This is a genomic window from Kluyvera intermedia (assembly GCF_034424175.1).
In the GTDB taxonomy this organism is placed as follows: Bacteria; Pseudomonadota; Gammaproteobacteria; order Enterobacterales; family Enterobacteriaceae; genus Kluyvera; species Kluyvera intermedia.
Window position 1 is genome coordinate 2,061,918 of the sequence record NZ_CP139986.1, and the last position, 18,470, is coordinate 2,080,387.

Consider the following 18,470-nt stretch of genomic DNA (forward strand, 5'->3'; position numbering starts at 1 on the left):
ATGTCATTCAAGCGGCCCGTTTCTATTCTGGTTGTGATTTATGCCCAGGACAGCAAGCGGGTGCTGATGTTACAGCGGCGCGATGACCCGGATTTCTGGCAGTCGGTTACCGGCAGTCTGGAAGAGGGGGAAACCGCGTCGCAAGCTGCCCTGCGTGAAGTAAATGAAGAGGTCACCATTGACGTTGTTTCTGAGCAACTGACCTTGATGGACTGTCAACGCACGGTGGAGTTTGAAATTTTTCAACATTTGCGTCATCGCTATGCTCCTGGCATTGAGCGCAACACAGAATCCTGGTTCTGCCTTGCGCTTCCCCACGAGCGAGAGATCGTGTTCACTGAACACCTGACCTACCAATGGCTCGACGCACCCGCTGCGGCGGCGCTCACCAAATCGTGGAGCAATCAGCAGGCGATTGAAGAATTTGTCATTAACGCTGCCTGAAAGGGCATAGTTTTTTGGAGATAATTTTATGGCAGGTCATAGTAAATGGGCCAACACCAGACATCGTAAAGCGGCGCAAGATTCTAAGCGTGGCAAGATCTTCACCAAAATCATTCGTGAGCTGGTGACAGCGGCTAAGCTTGGCGGTGGCGATCCGGACGCGAATCCACGTCTGCGCGCGGCTGTTGATAAAGCGCTGTCGAACAACATGACGCGTGACACCTTAAACCGTGCTATCGCGCGTGGTGTGGGCGGTGATGAAGACTCGAACATGGAAACCATCATTTATGAAGGTTACGGTCCTGGCGGCACGGCGGTCATGATCGAGTGTCTGTCTGACAACCGCAACCGTACCGTTGCAGATGTCCGTCATGCCTTCACCAAAACCGGCGGTAACCTGGGAACTGATGGCTCCGTATCCTACCTGTTCAGCAAAAAAGGCATCATTTCCTTTGAGCAAGGCGACGAAGACACCATCATGGAAGCGGCGCTGGAAGCCGGTGCAGAAGATGTTGTGACCTTCGACGACGGCGCGATTGATGTCTACACCGCGTGGGAAGATATGGGCAAAGTGCGTGATGCGCTGGAAGCCGCTGGTCTGAAAGCCGATGCAGCTGAAGTGTCGATGATCCCATCCACTAAAGCGGAAATGGATGCTGAAACAGCACCGAAGCTGATGCGTCTTATCGACATGCTGGAAGACTGTGACGACGTTCAGGAAGTCTACCATAACGGCGAAATCTCTGACGAGGTTGCAGCGACCTTAGAATGAGGTGGCTGTGCCGTAAACTACCAGGAGGTGCGTGATGTCTATTATTCTCGGCATTGACCCGGGGTCACGCATCACCGGTTATGGCGTGATCCGTCAGGTGGGTCGCCAGTTAACCTACCTCGGCAGCGGATGTATTCGCACCAAAGTTGACGATCTCCCATCGCGCTTGAAATTAATTTATGCAGGCGTGACGGAAATCATCACCCAGTTCCAGCCGGACTATTTCGCCATTGAGCAGGTCTTTATGGCAAAAAATGCCGATTCGGCGCTCAAGCTGGGGCAGGCGCGTGGGGTGGCAATTGTTGCCGCCACTAATCAGGATCTTCCGGTTTTTGAATACGCCGCCCGTCAGGTCAAACAGACCGTCGTCGGTATCGGTAGCGCGGAAAAAAGCCAGGTGCAGCACATGGTGCGCACGCTATTAAAGCTTCCTGCTAACCCGCAGGCGGATGCGGCGGATGCGCTAGCCATCGCCATTACCCACTGCCACGTCAGCCAGAACGCTATGCAAATGAGCGAGTCGCGGTTGAATTTAGCGCGTGGGCGGCTGCGATAATAAGAAAATGGGCTGGATAAATATCCAGCCTTTTTTTATGATAGTACATTACCTTTTTAGCCCTTAACGCAGGAGCGTCATGTGATAGGCAGACTCAGAGGCATCATTCTCGAAAAACAACCCCCGTTGGTTCTTCTGGAAACGGGCGGCGTAGGCTATGAAGTGCATATGCCGATGACCTGTTTTTATGAGCTGCCGGAAGCTGGGCAGGAAGCGATAGTCTTCACGCACTTTGTGGTGCGTGAAGATGCACAACTGCTGTATGGCTTTAATAACAAGCAGGAACGTACGCTGTTTAAAGAGCTGATTAAAACCAACGGCGTAGGGCCAAAACTGGCGCTGGCAATTCTCTCCGGCATGTCGGCGCAGCAGTTTGTTAACGCGGTTGAGCGCGAAGAGCTTGGTGCGCTGGTGAAACTGCCGGGTATCGGCAAGAAAACCGCTGAGCGCCTGATTGTCGAGATGAAAGACCGCTTTAAAGGATTGCATGGTGACCTGTTTACGCCAGCGGCCGACCTGGTTCTGACCTCTCCAGTGGGCCCAACGGACGATGACGCCGAGCAAGAAGCGGTTGCTGCACTGGTGGCGCTGGGCTATAAACCTCAGGAAGCCAGCCGGATGGTGAGCAAAGTCGCTCGTCCGGATGCCAGCAGTGAAACATTGATCCGCGAAGCGCTCCGCGCGGCGCTATGAGGTAGAGGATGATTGAAGCAGACCGCCTGATCTCAACAGGCAGCACCATGGCGGAAGAGGTGGCAGACCGCGCCATTCGTCCAAAATTACTGGACGAATATATCGGTCAGCCGCATGTGCGTTCGCAAATGGAGATCTTTATCCAGGCGGCAAAAATGCGCGGCGATGCGCTTGACCACCTGCTGATCTTTGGCCCGCCGGGGCTGGGTAAGACGACGCTGGCGAATATTGTGGCTAACGAGATGGGCGTGAATCTGCGCACCACGTCTGGCCCGGTGCTTGAGAAAGCGGGCGATCTGGCGGCAATGCTGACTAACCTCGAACCTCACGACGTACTGTTTATTGATGAAATCCACCGTCTGTCTCCGGTGGTGGAAGAGGTTCTCTATCCAGCAATGGAAGATTACCAACTCGATATCATGATTGGTGAAGGGCCGGCGGCGCGTTCGATTAAAATCGATCTCCCTCCGTTTACGCTAATTGGCGCGACGACGCGAGCCGGTTCTTTAACTTCGCCGCTACGTGACCGTTTTGGTATTGTTCAGCGCCTGGAGTTCTACCAGGTTCCCGATCTTCAGCATATCGTTGGGCGCAGCGCGCGCTTTATGGGGCTGGAGATGAGTGAAGACGGTGCGTTGGAAGTGGCCCGCCGTGCGCGTGGGACACCGCGTATCGCAAACCGTTTACTACGTCGTGTACGTGACTATGCGGAAGTGAAACACGACGGCACGATTTCGGTCGATATTGCATCACAGGCGTTGGATATGCTGAACGTTGATGCGCAAGGTTTTGATTATATGGACCGCAAGCTGCTGCTGGCGGTGATTGATAAGTTCTTTGGCGGCCCGGTTGGCTTAGATAACCTGGCGGCGGCAATTGGCGAGGAACGAGAAACCATTGAGGACGTGCTGGAGCCGTATTTGATTCAGCAGGGGTTCTTGCAGCGCACACCGCGTGGACGTATTGCCACATCGCGTGCGTGGACTCACTTTGGCATCACGCCGCCAGAAATGCCGTAATGATGGGCGGGCGGGATATCTAATCCCGCCAGTGAGTATGACCAGTTCTGTACCTCATCTGAAAAATCATCCATATCATTTTTAGATAACTCGCTCATTTGTGATGAATTTATAGCTTTGTACCCAGGTTATAAATCAATTTCACTAACACATGAGGAGTCCAGAAATGAAATCAATGAAAGTTCTATCTATTGCTGTCCTGACTATAGCCGCGATGTCTGGTGTAGCGAATGCCGCTATTTCAGGTACCCAGACATGGAAAATGGTCAATGATCGACTTGAAAATACCAGCAATGGGCAAACGTTATGTATGACTGGCGTTGCTTTCCAGCAGGCGACGATGGAAGTATGTGGTTCTAATCCAGGTATGCAGAATATTCGTCAGGTTACTTTCGCTATTAATGGGGCGCTGCGACTGGATGCACATCCGGATTATAGTTACGCACCATTAGACGGTAAAGTTTATATACGCGAATATAATCCAGTAGCAAGTAATTGGGACCATGTAAACGGACAGCTGAAAAAAACTGATTCCGATGGTGTTCTCAAGTGTCTTGATATTGAAGGCGGTAAAAACGTCCAGGGCGCCAAATTGCATTTAGCAACGTGTACCAAGTAATAAAATAAGCACCGATAATTTCATCGGCGCTTATTGAGTTAGCCAATCTCAAATCACCTCCTGTGGAGGTGATGATCGTTATTTAAGTATTAGGCTGTTTCTTCATCATACTGAATATAAACAGCAGCGCCGCGCACAGCACGACGGAAGGTCCCGCAGGCGTGTCATAAAACGCTGAGAAGGTCAGCCCGCCGGTAACGGCTATCATCCCGATACCGACCGCAATTCCTGCCATCTGCTCTGGCGTCCGCGCGAAACGACGTGCCGTGGCGGCTGGAATAATCAGTAATGACGTAATTATCAGCGCTCCGACAAACTTCATTGCCACGCCAATCGTTAACGCCGTCACCAGCATCAGCAATAGCTTAACGCGCTGTAGTTTCACGCCGTCAACGAACGCTAAATCCGGGCTAATGGTCATCGACAGCAGGTTACGCCACTGCCAGAACAAAATTGCCAGCACCACCATCACGCCGAGGGCGATTGAAATCAGATCCTGCGGAGTTACTGCAAGCAGGTCACCAAACAGATAAGCCATGAGATCGACACGGATGTTCGACATCAGGCTGACGACGACCAGGCCGAGCGACAGCGCACTGTGCGCCATAATACCCAATAAAGTGTCAATCGCGAGGTGGGGGCGCTTTTCCAGCCATACCAGACCGGCGGCGAGCAGTAATGTGACCGCAATAACCGCATAGAATGGGTTCACATCCAGCAGCAGGCCAAAAGCCACGCCTAGTAGCGAAGCATGGGCCAACGTATCGCCGAAATAGGACATGCGACGCCAGACCACAAAAGAGCCCAGCGGGCCTGCAGCACACGCCAGCATCATTCCGGCAAGCCAGCCGGGAAGTAAAATTTCAATCATGACTGCCCATTTCCCCGACGTAAAACAATACGGCCCTGTAAATCATGGCGATGATTGTGCTGATGGCGATAGATCCCCAGTTGTTCCGCGCCGCGTGGGCCAAACATGGAGATAAATTCAGGATGCATTGACACCACATCCGGCGTGCCGGAGCAGCAGATATGATGATTCAGGCACAGCACGTCGTCGGTTTTGGCCATCACCAAATGTAAATCGTGCGACACCATGAGCACTGCGCAATTAAGCTCCTGACGAAGCTGGTTTATCAGATCGTAAAGCGCGACCTGACCGTTAACGTCTACGCCCTGAGTGGGTTCGTCCAGTACAAGTAGCTGCGGCTTATTTAACAATGCGCGTGCAAGCAATACGCGTTGGTTTTCGCCACCCGACAGCTTCTGCATTGGCGCATCTTGTAAATGTCCCGCCTGAACTCGCTTGAGAGCAGGAAGGATATCTTCTTTGCGCGTGGCAGGATGCAGGCGTAAAAAGCGCTTGACGGTCAGCGGTAATGTCGCGTCGAGGTGTAACTTTTGCGGTACATAGCCAATCCGCAAATGCTTATCACGGGTGACAACGCCTTCGCTGGGTGCTACCAGACCCAGCACCACACGCACCAGCGTTGATTTGCCCGCGCCATTAGGGCCCAGCAGCGTCAGAATGCGGCCTGGCTTAAGATTCAGCGAGATGTCAGAGAGCACACGGCGTTGGCCGAAGCTCACAGAAACATTTTCCAGAGATACAAAATTAGTCATAGCAATTAGGGGTTGCACAAGATAGTGAATGTTATAATATCACACATCTCTTATTCATTTCGATTAGCAGACGCATAATGTTACAGAAAAATACGCTTCTTTTCGCAGCTTTATCCGCTGCACTTTGGGGAACGGCAGCACAGCGTGCTGACGCAGCCGTCGTCACATCACTTAAGCCACTCGGTTTCATTGCTTCTGCGATTGCAGATGGGGTCACCGAAACGCAGGTTTTACTGCCAGATGGTGCCTCAGAGCATGATTACTCATTGCGCCCATCAGACGCAAAACGCTTACAGAACGCGGACTTAGTGGTTTGGATTGGTCCGGAAATGGAAGCGTTTATGGATAAGTCAACGCAAAGCATACCTGATAATAAAAAAGTCACCATAGCCCAGCTTGAAGGGGTGAAACCGTTGCTCATGAAAGGGGCTGATGACGACGATGACGATCATGACCACGACGGTGGACATGACCATGCTCATGGCGAAAAAGGTGATGCACATCACCATCACGGCGACTACAACATGCATCTGTGGCTTTCGCCTGAGATAGCGCGGCTGTCGGCGGTTGCAATCCATAACAAATTAGTGGAACTTATGCCCCAGAGTCGAGCCCGACTTGACGCCAACCTGAAGGATTTTGAGGCCAATCTGGCCGCGACCGACAAGCAGGTGGCGAGCGAGCTGGCACCGGTAAAAGGTAAGGGGTACTTCGTTTTTCATGACGCCTATGGCTACTATGAAAAACACTACGGTTTGACGCCGCTTGGGCACTTCACCGTCAACCCTGAAATCCAACCTGGTGCGCAGCGTTTACATCAAATAAGAACACAGTTGGTTGAGCAAAAAGCAACCTGCGTTTTTGCTGAGCCACAATTCAGGCCCGCTGTCGTTGAATCTGTCGCGCGGGGAACCTCTGTTCGCATGGGAACGTTGGATCCTCTCGGCACGAATATACAGTTGAGTAAAGGGAGCTACCCTGCGTTTCTGACTCAACTGGCGACCCAGTATGCGAGCTGCCTGAAAGGAGATAAGTAAGGAAGTGAATACGTGCAGCAGATAGCCCGCTCTGTCGCTCTGGCATTTAATAATTTGCCTAGACCCCACCGCGTTATGCTGGGGTCACTCACCGTTCTCACATTAGCCGTCGCTGTCTGGCGGCCATATGTCTACCATCCAACCTCTTCACCGGTCATCCGTACGATCGAGCTGGAGAAAAAAGAGATCCGTTCGCTGTTGCCTGAAGCCAGTGAGCCGATTGACCAGTCCGCTCAGGAAGACGAAGCGATTCCTCAAGATGAACTGGACGATAAAGCCGACAACGAAACGGGCGTGCATGAGTATGTTGTATCCACGGGCGATACCCTGAGCAGCATCCTGAATCAGTACGGCATCGATATGGGGAATATCAGCCAGCTTGCCTCGGTGGATAAAGACCTGAGAAACATGAAAGTGGGGCAACAGCTCTCCTGGACGTTAAATGATGATGGTGATCTACAACGTCTGACCTGGGAGATGTCGCGCCGCGAAACCCGCACCTACGACCGCGTTGCAAACGGCTTTAAGATGAGCAGTGAGATGCAGCAAGGCGAGTGGGTGAATAGCCTGATAAAAGGTACCGTAGGCGGCAGCTTTGTTTCCAGCGCCGTGAATGCTGGTTTAACCAGCGTTGAGGCCAGCGCAGTCATTAAAGCGATGCAGTGGCAGATGGACTTCCGTAAGCTTAAAAAAGGCGACGAGTTCTCCGTGCTGATGTCGCGTGAAATGCTGGATGGTAAACGCGAGCAGAGTCAATTACTGGGTGTGCGTTTACGTTCCGGTGATAAAAACTATTACGCGATCCGCGCTGAAGATGGCAAGTTCTATGACCGTAATGGTACCGGGCTTGCGAAGGGCTTCCTGCGTTTCCCTACTGCGCGTCAATTCCGCGTGTCATCAAACTTTAATCCGCGTCGTCTGAACCCTGTTACCGGGCGTGTTGCGCCGCACCGTGGCGTTGATTTCGCCATGCCGCAGGGTACGCCAGTTCTGGCGGTAGGTGATGGTGAAGTGGTGGTGGCGAAACGTAGCGGTGCCGCTGGCTACTACGTTGCGTTACGACACGGTCGTACCTACACGACTCGCTATATGCACTTACGTAAGCTGTTAGTGAAACCGGGTCAGAAGGTAAAACGTGGCGATCGTATTGCGCTGTCCGGAAATACCGGTCGCTCAACCGGCCCGCATTTGCACTATGAAGTATGGCTCAATCAGCAGGCCGTAAACCCGCTGACCGCGAAGCTGCCACGCACCGAAGGGTTAACGGGTTCCGATCGTACCGATTACCTGGCGCAGGTGAAACAGGTGTTACCGCAACTGCGTTTCGATTAATTTCGTCTAAGAAGTATGCGTTCAGAGCCGGTGCTTTAGCAGCATCGGCTTTTTCTTTTGTGCGAAACACCTAGCCTCGCTACACTATCTGCTTATCCACACCGACCCGATGACTCACCCCAGGAACAGGCATGGAAACGAAAAAAAATAACAGTGAATACATTCCCGAGTTTGAGAAATCATTCCGCCACCCACAATACTGGGGCGCTTGGTTAGGCGTGCTGGCGTTTGCTGGAATCGCTTACATTCCGGCTAAAATTCGTGACCCGCTTTTGGGTAAACTCGGTCGTCTGGCGGGGCGATTGGGCAAGAGTGCACGTCGTCGTGCGCAGATAAATTTACTCTACTGTTTCCCCGATAAGACTGAAGCCGAGCGTGAAGCCATTATCGATGAGATGTTCGCCACCGCGCCGCAGGCGATGGTTATGATGGCTGAACTGGCGCTCAAAGGGCCGGAAAAGATCGTTAACCGCGTCGACTGGCAAGGTCAGGAGATCATTGATGAAATGCGCCGCAATGGCGAAAACGTGATCTTCCTGGTGCCACACGGTTGGGGCGTTGATATCCCGGCGATGCTGATGGCGTCTCAGGGTCAGAAGATGGCGGCGATGTTCCACAACCAGGGCAACAAAGTCTTCGATTATTCGTGGAACACCGTTCGCCGCCGTTTTGGTGGTCGTCTGCATGCGCGTAATGACGGTATTAAACCGTTTATCCAGTCAGTACGTCAGGGCTACTGGGGCTATTACTTGCCCGATCAGGACCACGGCGCGGAGCACAGCGAATTCGTCGATTTCTTCGCAACGTATAAAGCGACGCTACCCGCCATTGGGCGTTTGATGAAAGTGTGCCGCGCGCGCGTGGTGCCGCTTTTCCCGGTTTATAATGGCGATACTCACCGCTTAACGATTATGGTGCGTCCGCCAATGGACGATCTGTTGGAAGCGGATGACAACACGATTGCGCGTCGCATGAACGAGGAAGTCGAAATATTTGTCGGGCCTCATGCTGAACAATACACTTGGATCTTAAAGCTTTTAAAAACGCGCAAACCGGGTGAGGTCGAGCCTTACCAGCGTAAAGAGCTGTACCCGAAGAAAAAGAAATAATTCGGTAACCCGGCCGAGCGAATACGACGCCGGAAATAGGCACCGAGCCTTCCCGGGGGCGGCGTAAACGCCTTGTCCGGGCGACCATGTAAAAAGCCCAGTCCTCAGGACTGGGCTTTTTTGTACCACCAGAGAGACTTACTCGACGGTGAGGATACGCGTGGTGTTCGTTGAGCCCACGGTGCTCATCACATCGCCTTGGGTCACGATGACGATGTCGCCGGACATCAGATAACCTTTGTCACGCAGCAGGTTCACCGCGTCGTGTGCTGCGGCTACGCCATCGCAAGCGCTATCGAAGAATACCGGTGTCACGCCGCGATACAGCGCCGTCAGGTTAAGCGTGCGCTCGTGACGAGACATGGCAAAGATCGGCAGGCCAGAGGTAATACGTGAAGTCATCAGTGCAGTACGACCGGATTCGGTCATCGTGATGATTGCCGTTACGCCCTTCAGGTGGTTTGCTGCATACATCGCAGACATCGCGATTGCTTCTTCAACGTTATCGAACTGTACATCCAGACGATGTTTAGAAACGTTGATGCTTGGGATTTTCTCGGCACCCAGACACACGCGGGCCATAGCCGCCACGGTTTCAGATGGATACTGACCGGCAGCCGTTTCAGCTGACAGCATCACGGCATCGGTACCATCAAGCACGGCGTTTGCCACGTCCATAACTTCTGCACGGGTTGGCATAGGGTTTGTGATCATCGACTCCATCATCTGGGTCGCAGTAATCACCGAGCGATTAAGCTGGCGGGCGCGACGAATCAGCGCTTTCTGAATACCGACCAGTTCAGGGTCACCGATTTCAACGCCGAGGTCACCACGAGCGACCATCACCACATCAGAGGCCAGAATGATGTCATCCATGGCGTCCTGGCTGCAAACCGCTTCCGCACGCTCTACTTTCGCGACGATTTTGGCATCGCAACCTGCTTCGCGTGCCAGACGGCGTGCGTAGTTCAGATCCTCGCCACAGCGTGGGAAGGAGACCGCCAGGTAATCAACGCCAATTTTCGCGGCGGTATGGATGTCAGCTTTGTCTTTTTCGGTCAGGGCTTCAGCGGAGAGGCCACCGCCTAATTTGTTGATGCCTTTGTTGTTGGACAGCGGGCCGCCAACGGTCACTTCGGTGAAGACCTTCATGCCCTGAATTTCCAGAACTTTCAGCTGTACGCGGCCATCATCGAGCAGCAGGATATCGCCTGGAACAACGTCAGCGGGCAGGCCTTTGTAGTCAATACCGACTTTCTCTTTATCGCCTTCACCTTTACCCAGGTTGGCATCAAGCAGGAATTTATCGCCGATATTGAGGAAAACTTTGCCTTCTTTGAAGGTCGAAACGCGAATTTTTGGACCCTGCAAGTCACCAAGGATGGCAACATGACGTCCCAGTTTTGCTGCAATTTCGCGGACTTTATCAGCACGAAGCTGGTGATCTTCTGCTGTACCGTGAGAGAAGTTCATACGCACGACGTTAGCGCCAGCGGAAATCACCTTCTCGAGGTTATTGTCGCGGTCAGTTGCTGGGCCTAATGTGGTAACGATCTTGGTTCTGCGAAGCCTTCTGGACATGTAATACTCCGTTGACTAGTACAACTTAGGTGTTGCGTGAACAGGAATTCGGCAATGTCGCCAGCTTGGCGCTACCGAATGAGTTAATTAATGACGCTATTATTATCGCTTTTAGTGGTTATCGCTGTGTGCTGAAAGCTCTTTATCAAACCGCGATTCTTTCAATGCTTCTTTGACTCGCTTCAAATTATCCCTGAATTTTGCACCACGACGTAGAGTAAAACCCGTCGCCAGGACATCGATCACGGTGAGCTGTGCCAGCCTGGACACCATTGGCATGTAGATGTCGGTATCCTCAGGAACGTCCAACGTGATGGCGAGAGTGGCTTCTCGTGCCAGCGGCGTACCGGCTGAAGTGATGGCGATAACCATCGCATCGTTTTCTCTTGCCACTTGGGCTATCTCAACCAGGCTTTTGGTTCTGCCGGTATGGGAAATGAGCACCACAACGTCGTCATCGCTGCAATTCATACAGCTCATTCGTTGCAAAACAATGTCATCAGAATAGATGACTGGGACGTTGAAGCGGAAAAATTTGTTCATTGCATCGTGTGCGACGGCTGCCGACGACCCCAGCCCGAAAAAGGCAATTTTATTGGCCTGGGTGAGGAGATCGACCGCGCGATTGACGGCCGACATATCCAGCGATTGACGCACATGGGCGAGGCTTGCCATGGCGGATTCAAAAATTTTCGCCGTATAGGCTTCGACGCTGTCATCTTCGTCGACATTACGATTAACGTACGGTGTACCGTTAGCCAAACTTTGGGCAAGATGCAATTTAAAGTCGGGGAATCCGCGCGTTTCCATGCTGCGACAAAAGCGGTTAACGGTCGGTTCGCTGACCTCCGCTTCCAGGGCGAGTGCGGCAATACTTGAATGGATTGCCTGGTCTGGGGCCGCAAGAATAACTTCCGCGACTTTTCGCTCGGATTTGCTAAGGTTTTCCAGTTGGGACTGAATTTTTTCCAGCATGTTCATCGTAGCAAGGCGCTCATAGATTGAAACGATTCCATTAATGGGTGAAATCTTCGGGCGTTTTAGCAAGAATATACGCTCGAACCCGGTCATAAAGTGAATAAGCACGGCAAAAAATGTTGTTTTTTTTCATTACATGATCAGCGTCGTATTTTAACTGACGCCATTGAGGCGAAAGAACAAACAAAATTGGCGGATTGCCTAACGCTGTTGCCACAACGGTTCCGATTTGTGCGATCGACGGATGAGAAGGGCGTTAAAGGGTTTCGGCAATTTGGTAAACACAGTACAGTGCACCGTAAGAAAATTACAATGATATCCGTCGTTTTTCAGGAAAACCTGATAGATCACGGATATGTAGCCTGGCACAGAACCAGGAACTTAAACTGAGGAGAATGACATGGCGGTAACGCAAACGGCGCAGGCATGCGATCTGGTCATTTTCGGCGCTAAGGGCGATCTGGCCCGCCGAAAACTGCTGCCTTCCCTGTATCAGCTTGAAAAAGCCGGGCAGATTAATTCGGACACCCGGATTATCGGGGTGGGTCGTGCAGACTGGGACAAAGCGGCGTACACCAAAGTTGTCCGCGAAGCGCTTGAAACTTTCATGAAGGAGAAAATTGATGAAAGTTTGTGGGATACCCTCAGCGCACGTCTTGATTTCTGCAATCTGGATGTGAATGACGCGCCCGCGTTCTCCCGTCTAGGTGAGATGCTCGATCAAAAAAACCGTACCACCATCAACTACTTTGCAATGCCACCAAGCACCTTTGGCGCCATCTGCCGCGGTCTGGGTGAAGCCAAACTGAATGCGAAACCAGCGCGCGTCGTGATGGAAAAACCGCTGGGTACTTCGCTTGAAACATCCCGTGAGATTAACGACCAGGTTGGCGAGTATTTTGAAGAGTGCCAGGTTTACCGTATTGACCACTATTTAGGTAAAGAAACGGTATTGAACCTGCTGGCACTGCGCTTTGCCAACTCCCTGTTTGTTAACAACTGGGACAACCGCACGATCGACCACGTGGAAATCACCGTGGCCGAAGAAGTGGGTATTGAAGGTCGTTGGGGTTACTTCGATCAGGCCGGCCAGATGCGCGACATGATCCAAAACCACCTGTTGCAGGTTTTGTGCATGATTGCCATGGCGCCGCCTTCAGATTTGAGCGCTGACAGTATCCGCGATGAGAAAGTGAAAGTGCTGAAGTCTCTGCGTCGAATTGACCGCAGCAATGTGCGCGAAAAAACCGTTCGCGGCCAGTACTCCGCTGGTTTTGCGCAAGGGCAGAAAGTGCCAGGCTACCTCGAAGAAGAAGGGGCGAACAAATCCAGCAACACTGAAACCTTCGTCTCGATTCGTGTGGATATTGATAACTGGCGCTGGTCTGGCGTGCCGTTCTACCTGCGTACGGGTAAACGTCTACCGACCAAATGCTCTGAAGTTGTCGTCTACTTCAAGAATCCTGAGCTGAACCTGTTCAAAGAAACCTGGCCTGAATTGCCGCAGAACAAACTGACCATCCGTTTGCAGCCGGATGAGGGCGTCGATATCCAGATTCTCAATAAGGTTCCGGGTCTGGAGCACAAGCACAATCTGCAAGTCACCAAGCTGGACCTGAGCTATTCTGAAACGTTCAATCAAACGCACCTTGCTGATGCCTACGAGCGTCTGCTGCTCGAAACGATGCGTGGCATTCAGGCACTGTTTGTGCGCCGTGATGAAGTGGAAGAAGCCTGGAAGTGGGTCGACTCCATTACCGAAGCGTGGGCAAGCGATAATGATGCGCCAAAACCGTATCAGGCTGGCACCTGGGGACCAGTGGCTTCTGTTGCCATGATTACCCGTGATGGTCGTTCCTGGAACGAGTTCGAATAAGCGGTATTGATAATCCGTAAGGGTTATTTTACCGGTAACATGATCTAACACAGCATGTAGTGCTTTTTCTGCGCATTTAAGCCCCGGGTGGATTCACTCCCGGGGCTTTTTTTATTACACTACCCGTAGATACTTGCCTCTGAGCTGCGCTATACCGGTGTTTTTGATAAGTTAGCCCAATGTATTCACCGTATTTGTTGGCGGCCTGGACAGAAAAATTTTGAGGAGCCTTTATGAACTCTGTAATGTTACGGGTAACAAATCGCATTATCGAACGCTCTCGTGATACGCGCGAAGCCTATCTGGCGCGTATTGAGCAGGCAAAAACTGAAACGGTTCACCGTTCAGAACTGGCCTGCGGCAACCTGGCGCATGGCTTTGCAGCCTGTCAGGCTGACGATAAAGCGTCGCTGAAAAGTATGCTGCGTAACAATATTGCGATCATTACCTCCTACAACGACATGCTTTCTGCCCATCAGCCGTATGAAAACTATCCGGATCAAATCCGTAAAGCGTTGCACAGCGTCAATGCGGTTGGTCAGGTCGCGGGCGGCGTACCGGCCATGTGCGATGGTGTCACGCAGGGGCAGGACGGTATGGAACTTTCCTTGCTGAGCCGTGAAGTGATTGCCATGTCTGCTGCGGTTGGCTTGTCTCACAATATGTTTGATGGCGCGCTCTATCTTGGTGTATGCGATAAAATCGTCCCGGGGCTGGCGATGGCTGCGCTCTCATTTGGCCACTTGCCGTCTATCTTCATCCCATCAGGCCCGATGGCCAGCGGTCTGCCAAACAAAGAAAAAGTGCGTATTCGCCAGCTTTATGCCGAAGGCAAAGTTGACCGTAATGCGCTGCTGGACTCCGAAGCCGCTTCCTACCATGCGCCAGGAACCTGCACCTTCTACGGTACTGCCAATACCAACCAGATGGTGATTGAGTTCATGGGGATGCAACTGCCGGGCTCATCATTTGTTCACCCGGATGCTCCGCTGCGTGCTGAACTGACCGCGGCGGCGGCACGTCAGGTGACGCGTATGACCGGCAACGGCAACGACTGGATGCCGCTGGGTAAAATGGTTGACGAGAAAGTGGTGGTGAACGGGATTGTGGCATTGCTGGCAACCGGCGGCTCAACAAACCACACCATGCACCTGGTAGCAATGGCTCGCGCGGCGGGCATTATCATCAACTGGGATGATTTCTCCGATCTTTCCGAAGTGGTTCCACTGATGGCGCGCCTCTATCCGAATGGCCCGGCTGACATAAATCATTTCCAGGCTGCGGGCGGTGTACCCGTGCTGATACGCGAACTGACGAAAGGCGGTTTGCTGCACGAAGATGTGAACACCGTAGCAGGTTTCGGCCTGTCTCATTACACCATGGAACCGTGGTTGAATAACGGCAAGCTGGACTGGCGTGAAGGCGCAACCGCGTCGCTTGATGACAGTATTATCGCAACCTTTGACAAGCCGTTCTCTAAACATGGCGGCACCAAAGTCTTGAGCGGTAATCTTGGTCGTGCGGTGATGAAAACCTCAGCTGTGCCGGTTGAAAACCAGGTGATTGAAGCGCCTGCCGTGATTTTTGAAAGCCAGCATGATGTACTACCAGCGTTTGAAGCGGGTCTGCTGGATAAAGATTGCGTTGTTGTTGTGCGCCATCAAGGGCCAAAAGCGAACGGCATGCCAGAATTACATAAACTTATGCCGCCACTTGGTGTATTATTGGACCGCTGTTTCAAAATTGCGTTAGTCACTGATGGCCGACTGTCTGGAGCGTCCGGAAAAGTCCCTTCAGCGATTCACGTGACCCCTGAAGCCTATGACGGTGGACTGCTGGCAAAAGTGCGCGACGGTGACATGATCCGCGTGAACGGCCAGACTGGCGAGCTGACGCTGCTGGTGGATGAAGCCGAACTGGCTGCGCGTCAACCGCATATTCCTGATCTGAGCGCTTCGCGCGTGGGCACAGGTCGTGAGCTGTTCGGTGCACTACGGGAAAAATTATCCGGTGCAGAGCAGGGCGCAACCTGTATTACCTTTTAAGATGACACGATTTGTAGATCTGGCGAGAGAAAATTTCTGATGAAAAACTGGAAAACAACTGCAGAAGCAATCCTGACCACTGGCCCAGTAGTACCGGTTATTGTGGTAAACAAGCTTGAGCACGCTGTACCGATGGCAAAAGCACTGGTTGCTGGTGGTGTACGTGTACTGGAAGTCACGCTGCGTACCGCATGTGCAATGGAAGCGATTCGTGCCATTGCGAAAGAAGTTCCGGATGCTATCGTCGGCGCGGGTACCGTGACCAACGCACAGCAGTTGAAAGAAGTCACCGAAGCGGGCGCACAGTTTGCTATCAGCCCGGGTCTGACCGACAGCCTGCTGAAAGCAGCAACGGCTGGGACTATCCCTCTGATCCCGGGCATCTGCTCTGTATCTGAACTGATGCTGGGTATGGAACACGGCCTGAAAGAGTTCAAATTCTTCCCGGCTGAAGCGAACGGTGGCGTGAAAGCGCTGCAGGCTATTGCTGGTCCATTCTCTCAGATCCGTTTCTGCCCAACTGGCGGTATCTCTCCGGCTAACTACCGTGACTACCTGGCGCTGAAAAGCGTTCTGTGTATCGGCGGTTCCTGGTTGGTTCCGGCTGATGCGCTCGAAGCAGGCGATTACGATCGTATCACCAAACTGGCTCGCGAAGCGGTTGCTGGCGCGAAACTGTAAGGTGTTGCTTTACCCGGCCTTGTGACCGGGGAGCAGAAAAGAAGGGCGGGTATGCGCAAGCAGCCCGCCTTTTTTCTTATCCTTGAACGATGACCGCCGCCGCGGCGATTTTTGCCCGCTCAACGGCGTCTTCAACGCTATCACCGGTTGCCAGCGCGACGCCCATACGGCGGGAACCGGCGATCTCCGGCTTGCCGAAAAGGCGCAGTTGCACGCCAGCGCCCAGCGCATTTTGCACATTATCAAAAGTGACGTTGCGGCTGGTTAACTGTGGAAGTAACACGGCGGAAGCACAAGGGCCGTACTGACGAATACCGCCAACCGGCAGGCCGAGGAAGGCGCGGACGTGCAGGGCGAATTCAGAGACGTCTTGTGAAATTAGCGTCACCATCCCGGTATCGTGAGGACGCGGTGACACTTCACTGAACACCACATCATCACCACAGACAAACAGTTCAACACCGAACAGACCGTAGCCACCAAGCGCCAACACGACTTCACGTGAGATTTCCTGCGCCCGCGCCAGTGCAAGTTCGCTCATTTGCTGCGGCTGCCAGGATTCGCGATAATCGCCGTCTTCCTGACGATGACCCACCGGTGCGCAAAAATGAACGCCATCTACGGCATTTACTGTCAGCAGGGTGATTTCAAAGTCAAAGTTCACCACGCCCTCAACAATGACACGACCGGCACCTGCCCGTCCGCCCTGTTGTGCGTACTGCCATGCTTGTGCCAGTTGGTCTTCATGGCGAATAAAGGTTTGCCCTTTACCGGATGAGCTCATCACCGGTTTAACGATGCACGGTAGGCCGATATCAATGACGGCCTGACGGAATTGCGCTTCGCTATCGGCAAAGTGATACGCCGAAGTGGGGAGCTTCAGCGTTTCCGCCGCCAGTCGACGGATGCCTTCACGATTCATGGTTAACTTTGTTGCGCGGGCGCAGGGCACCACATGCTGACCGGCCTGTTCAAGCTCAATAAGCATGTCGGTGGCAATGGCTTCAATTTCGGGCACGATAAAGTCAGGTTTTTCCTGCTCAACCAGAGCCTTTAACACCCTCTCATCAAGCATATTAATAACATAGGAACGATGTGCGACGTGCATTGCTGGCGCATCGGCATAACGATCAACCGCAATGACCTCAATCCCTAATCGTTGACATTCAATGGCGACTTCTTTGCCTAATTCACCCGAACCCAAAAGCATTACGCGCGTCGCAGCAGGACGCAGAGCTGTGCCTAATAACGTCATGACCCATTCCACCGTCTATCCAAAATTTGACGCATTATAAACGAAAACGTTTGCGTCTGTCTTGTTATCGCTGTTTTGTCGGCACTATCACCTTAAATTTGCGCATCTTTATGCGTAACAGACATATCCTGACATCTGCTCGCTTAGGCTGGGTTATTAATGCATTTCTACTGGAGGTCATATGTCAGGTTGGCTTAATCAACTGCAATCATTGCTTGGACAGAAATCAGGTGACGGGAAAAAAGATCTCAGCCAGATGCTGGTGCCTGGCGCTTTAGGTGGGCTGGCTGGGTTGCTGGTGGCCAGCAAATCGTCGCGCAAAATGCTTGCAAAGTATGGCACTGGCGCGCTGCTGGTCGGCGGTGGTGCAGTTGCCGGAAGCGTGCTGTGGAACAAGTATAAAGATAAATTGCGTGCAAGCCCGCAAACTGAAACGAAATACGGCGAACCGGCGGCCCCGCTTGATGTTCGTACTGAACGCATGATTCTGGCGCTGGTCTTTGCCGCGAAGAGTGACGGGCATATTGATGCAAAAGAACAGGCTGCCATCGAGCAACAGTTGCGTGAGGCGGGTGTGGAAGAGCAGGGACGGGCGATCATCGCTCAGGCGATTGAGCAACCGCTGGATCCGCAGCGTTTGGCACGTGACGTTCATAACGAAGAAGAGGCGTTAGAGCTTTATTTCATCAGCTGTGCCTCCATTGATATCGATCACTTTATGGAGCGCAGCTATCTGAACGCGCTGGGCGATGCACTGAAACTGCCGCTTGAAGTACGTGAAGGGATTGAACAGGATTTACAGCTGCAAAAACAGCAACTTTAACGGTCAGAACGCAGGTTTTGCTTGCAT

Annotated in this window: 18 protein-coding genes; 13 read left to right on the plus strand and 5 right to left on the minus strand. The window is 52.6% G+C overall.

The window, feature by feature from the left end; translation table 11 throughout:
- From nudB to U0026_RS10045, 6 genes are all read left to right on the plus strand, one after another.
- Entirely contained in the window at nt 1–444 is a 444-nt protein-coding gene (nudB, locus tag U0026_RS10020; protein WP_062776132.1) for a dihydroneopterin triphosphate diphosphatase, read from the plus strand.
- 28 nt (nt 445–472) lie between these two features.
- On the plus strand, nt 473–1,216 hold the full coding sequence (locus U0026_RS10025) for a YebC/PmpR family DNA-binding transcriptional regulator (protein ID WP_062776134.1): 744 nt from the start codon (nt 473–475) through the stop codon (nt 1,214–1,216).
- Nucleotides 1,217–1,250: 34 nt separating this feature from the next.
- Nucleotides 1,251–1,772: a crossover junction endodeoxyribonuclease RuvC gene (gene ruvC / locus U0026_RS10030; protein ID WP_003034867.1), complete on the plus strand. Its 522-nt coding sequence runs from the start codon at nt 1,251–1,253 to the stop codon at nt 1,770–1,772.
- Between the two features lie 81 nt (nt 1,773–1,853).
- On the plus strand, nt 1,854–2,465 hold the full coding sequence (gene ruvA / locus U0026_RS10035) for a Holliday junction branch migration protein RuvA (protein ID WP_062776136.1): 612 nt from the start codon (nt 1,854–1,856) through the stop codon (nt 2,463–2,465).
- An 8-nt stretch (nt 2,466–2,473) separates the two neighbouring features.
- The gene (gene ruvB / locus U0026_RS10040; RefSeq protein ID WP_062776138.1) at nt 2,474–3,484 is read left to right on the plus strand and encodes a Holliday junction branch migration DNA helicase RuvB; all 1,011 of its coding nucleotides are present in this window, start codon (nt 2,474–2,476) and stop codon (nt 3,482–3,484) included.
- Nucleotides 3,485–3,650: 166 nt separating this feature from the next.
- Nucleotides 3,651–4,103: a hypothetical protein gene (locus U0026_RS10045; protein WP_062776139.1), complete on the plus strand. Its 453-nt coding sequence runs from the start codon at nt 3,651–3,653 to the stop codon at nt 4,101–4,103.
- An 82-nt stretch (nt 4,104–4,185) separates the two neighbouring features.
- Here the strand turns inward: U0026_RS10045 and znuB are convergent, their stop codons facing one another.
- Both znuB and znuC read right to left on the minus strand, forming a co-directional pair.
- A complete protein-coding gene (znuB, locus tag U0026_RS10050; protein ID WP_062776141.1) occupies nt 4,186–4,974 on the minus strand; it encodes a zinc ABC transporter permease subunit ZnuB in 789 nt (262 codons plus the stop codon).
- Nucleotides 4,971–5,726 carry a zinc ABC transporter ATP-binding protein ZnuC gene (znuC, locus tag U0026_RS10055; protein ID WP_062776142.1) on the minus strand — a complete coding sequence of 252 codons (756 nt, stop codon included), beginning with the start codon at nt 5,724–5,726 and terminating at the stop codon, nt 4,971–4,973. Before znuC ends, znuB begins: the two co-directional genes overlap by 4 nt.
- Nucleotides 5,727–5,803: 77 nt before the next feature.
- Here znuC and znuA point away from each other — a divergent pair, with 77 nt between their 5' ends.
- The 3 genes from znuA (at nt 5,804) to lpxM (ending at nt 9,204) form a co-directional block, all read left to right on the plus strand.
- The gene (gene znuA, locus U0026_RS10060) at nt 5,804–6,763 is read left to right on the plus strand and encodes a zinc ABC transporter substrate-binding protein ZnuA (RefSeq protein WP_062776144.1); all 960 of its coding nucleotides are present in this window, start codon (nt 5,804–5,806) and stop codon (nt 6,761–6,763) included.
- A gap of 12 nt (nt 6,764–6,775) precedes the next feature.
- Nucleotides 6,776–8,095, plus strand: coding sequence for a murein DD-endopeptidase MepM (mepM, locus tag U0026_RS10065; protein WP_062776146.1), 1,320 nt, complete (start codon nt 6,776–6,778; stop codon nt 8,093–8,095).
- A gap of 131 nt (nt 8,096–8,226) precedes the next feature.
- Nucleotides 8,227–9,204 (plus strand): lauroyl-Kdo(2)-lipid IV(A) myristoyltransferase, encoded by a 978-nt coding sequence (gene lpxM, locus U0026_RS10070; RefSeq protein WP_062776147.1) that lies wholly within the window; start codon nt 8,227–8,229, stop codon nt 9,202–9,204.
- 138 nt (nt 9,205–9,342) lie between these two features.
- On the opposite strand, the gene pyk is transcribed toward lpxM, so the two are convergent.
- Together pyk and U0026_RS10080 are read right to left on the minus strand one after the other, a co-directional pair.
- Complete coding sequence (gene pyk, locus U0026_RS10075) at nt 9,343–10,785, minus strand: pyruvate kinase (RefSeq protein ID WP_062776150.1); 1,443 nt, start codon at nt 10,783–10,785, stop codon at nt 9,343–9,345.
- Between the two features lie 111 nt (nt 10,786–10,896).
- Nucleotides 10,897–11,766 (minus strand): MurR/RpiR family transcriptional regulator, encoded by an 870-nt coding sequence (locus tag U0026_RS10080; protein ID WP_062776151.1) that lies wholly within the window; start codon nt 11,764–11,766, stop codon nt 10,897–10,899.
- A gap of 397 nt (nt 11,767–12,163) precedes the next feature.
- Here U0026_RS10080 and zwf point away from each other — a divergent pair, with 397 nt between their 5' ends.
- The 3 genes from zwf to U0026_RS10095 all read left to right on the plus strand — a co-directional run bounded on the left by zwf (nt 12,164) and on the right by U0026_RS10095 (nt 16,365).
- Nucleotides 12,164–13,639 carry a glucose-6-phosphate dehydrogenase gene (gene zwf / locus U0026_RS10085; protein ID WP_062776153.1) on the plus strand — a complete coding sequence of 492 codons (1,476 nt, stop codon included), beginning with the start codon at nt 12,164–12,166 and terminating at the stop codon, nt 13,637–13,639.
- Nucleotides 13,640–13,872: 233 nt separating this feature from the next.
- Nucleotides 13,873–15,684: a phosphogluconate dehydratase gene (gene edd, locus U0026_RS10090; protein ID WP_062776154.1), complete on the plus strand. Its 1,812-nt coding sequence runs from the start codon at nt 13,873–13,875 to the stop codon at nt 15,682–15,684.
- Between the two features lie 39 nt (nt 15,685–15,723).
- Entirely contained in the window at nt 15,724–16,365 is a 642-nt protein-coding gene (locus U0026_RS10095) for a bifunctional 4-hydroxy-2-oxoglutarate aldolase/2-dehydro-3-deoxy-phosphogluconate aldolase (RefSeq protein WP_062776156.1), read from the plus strand.
- Between the two features lie 76 nt (nt 16,366–16,441).
- Here the strand turns inward: U0026_RS10095 and purT are convergent, their stop codons facing one another.
- Nucleotides 16,442–17,620, minus strand: coding sequence for a formate-dependent phosphoribosylglycinamide formyltransferase (gene purT / locus U0026_RS10100; RefSeq protein WP_062776157.1), 1,179 nt, complete (start codon nt 17,618–17,620; stop codon nt 16,442–16,444).
- 181 nt (nt 17,621–17,801) lie between these two features.
- On the opposite strand from purT, the gene U0026_RS10105 reads away from it, so the two are divergent.
- A complete protein-coding gene (locus tag U0026_RS10105; protein WP_062776159.1) occupies nt 17,802–18,443 on the plus strand; it encodes a tellurite resistance TerB family protein in 642 nt (213 codons plus the stop codon).
- Nucleotides 18,444–18,470: the final 27 nt, after the last annotated feature.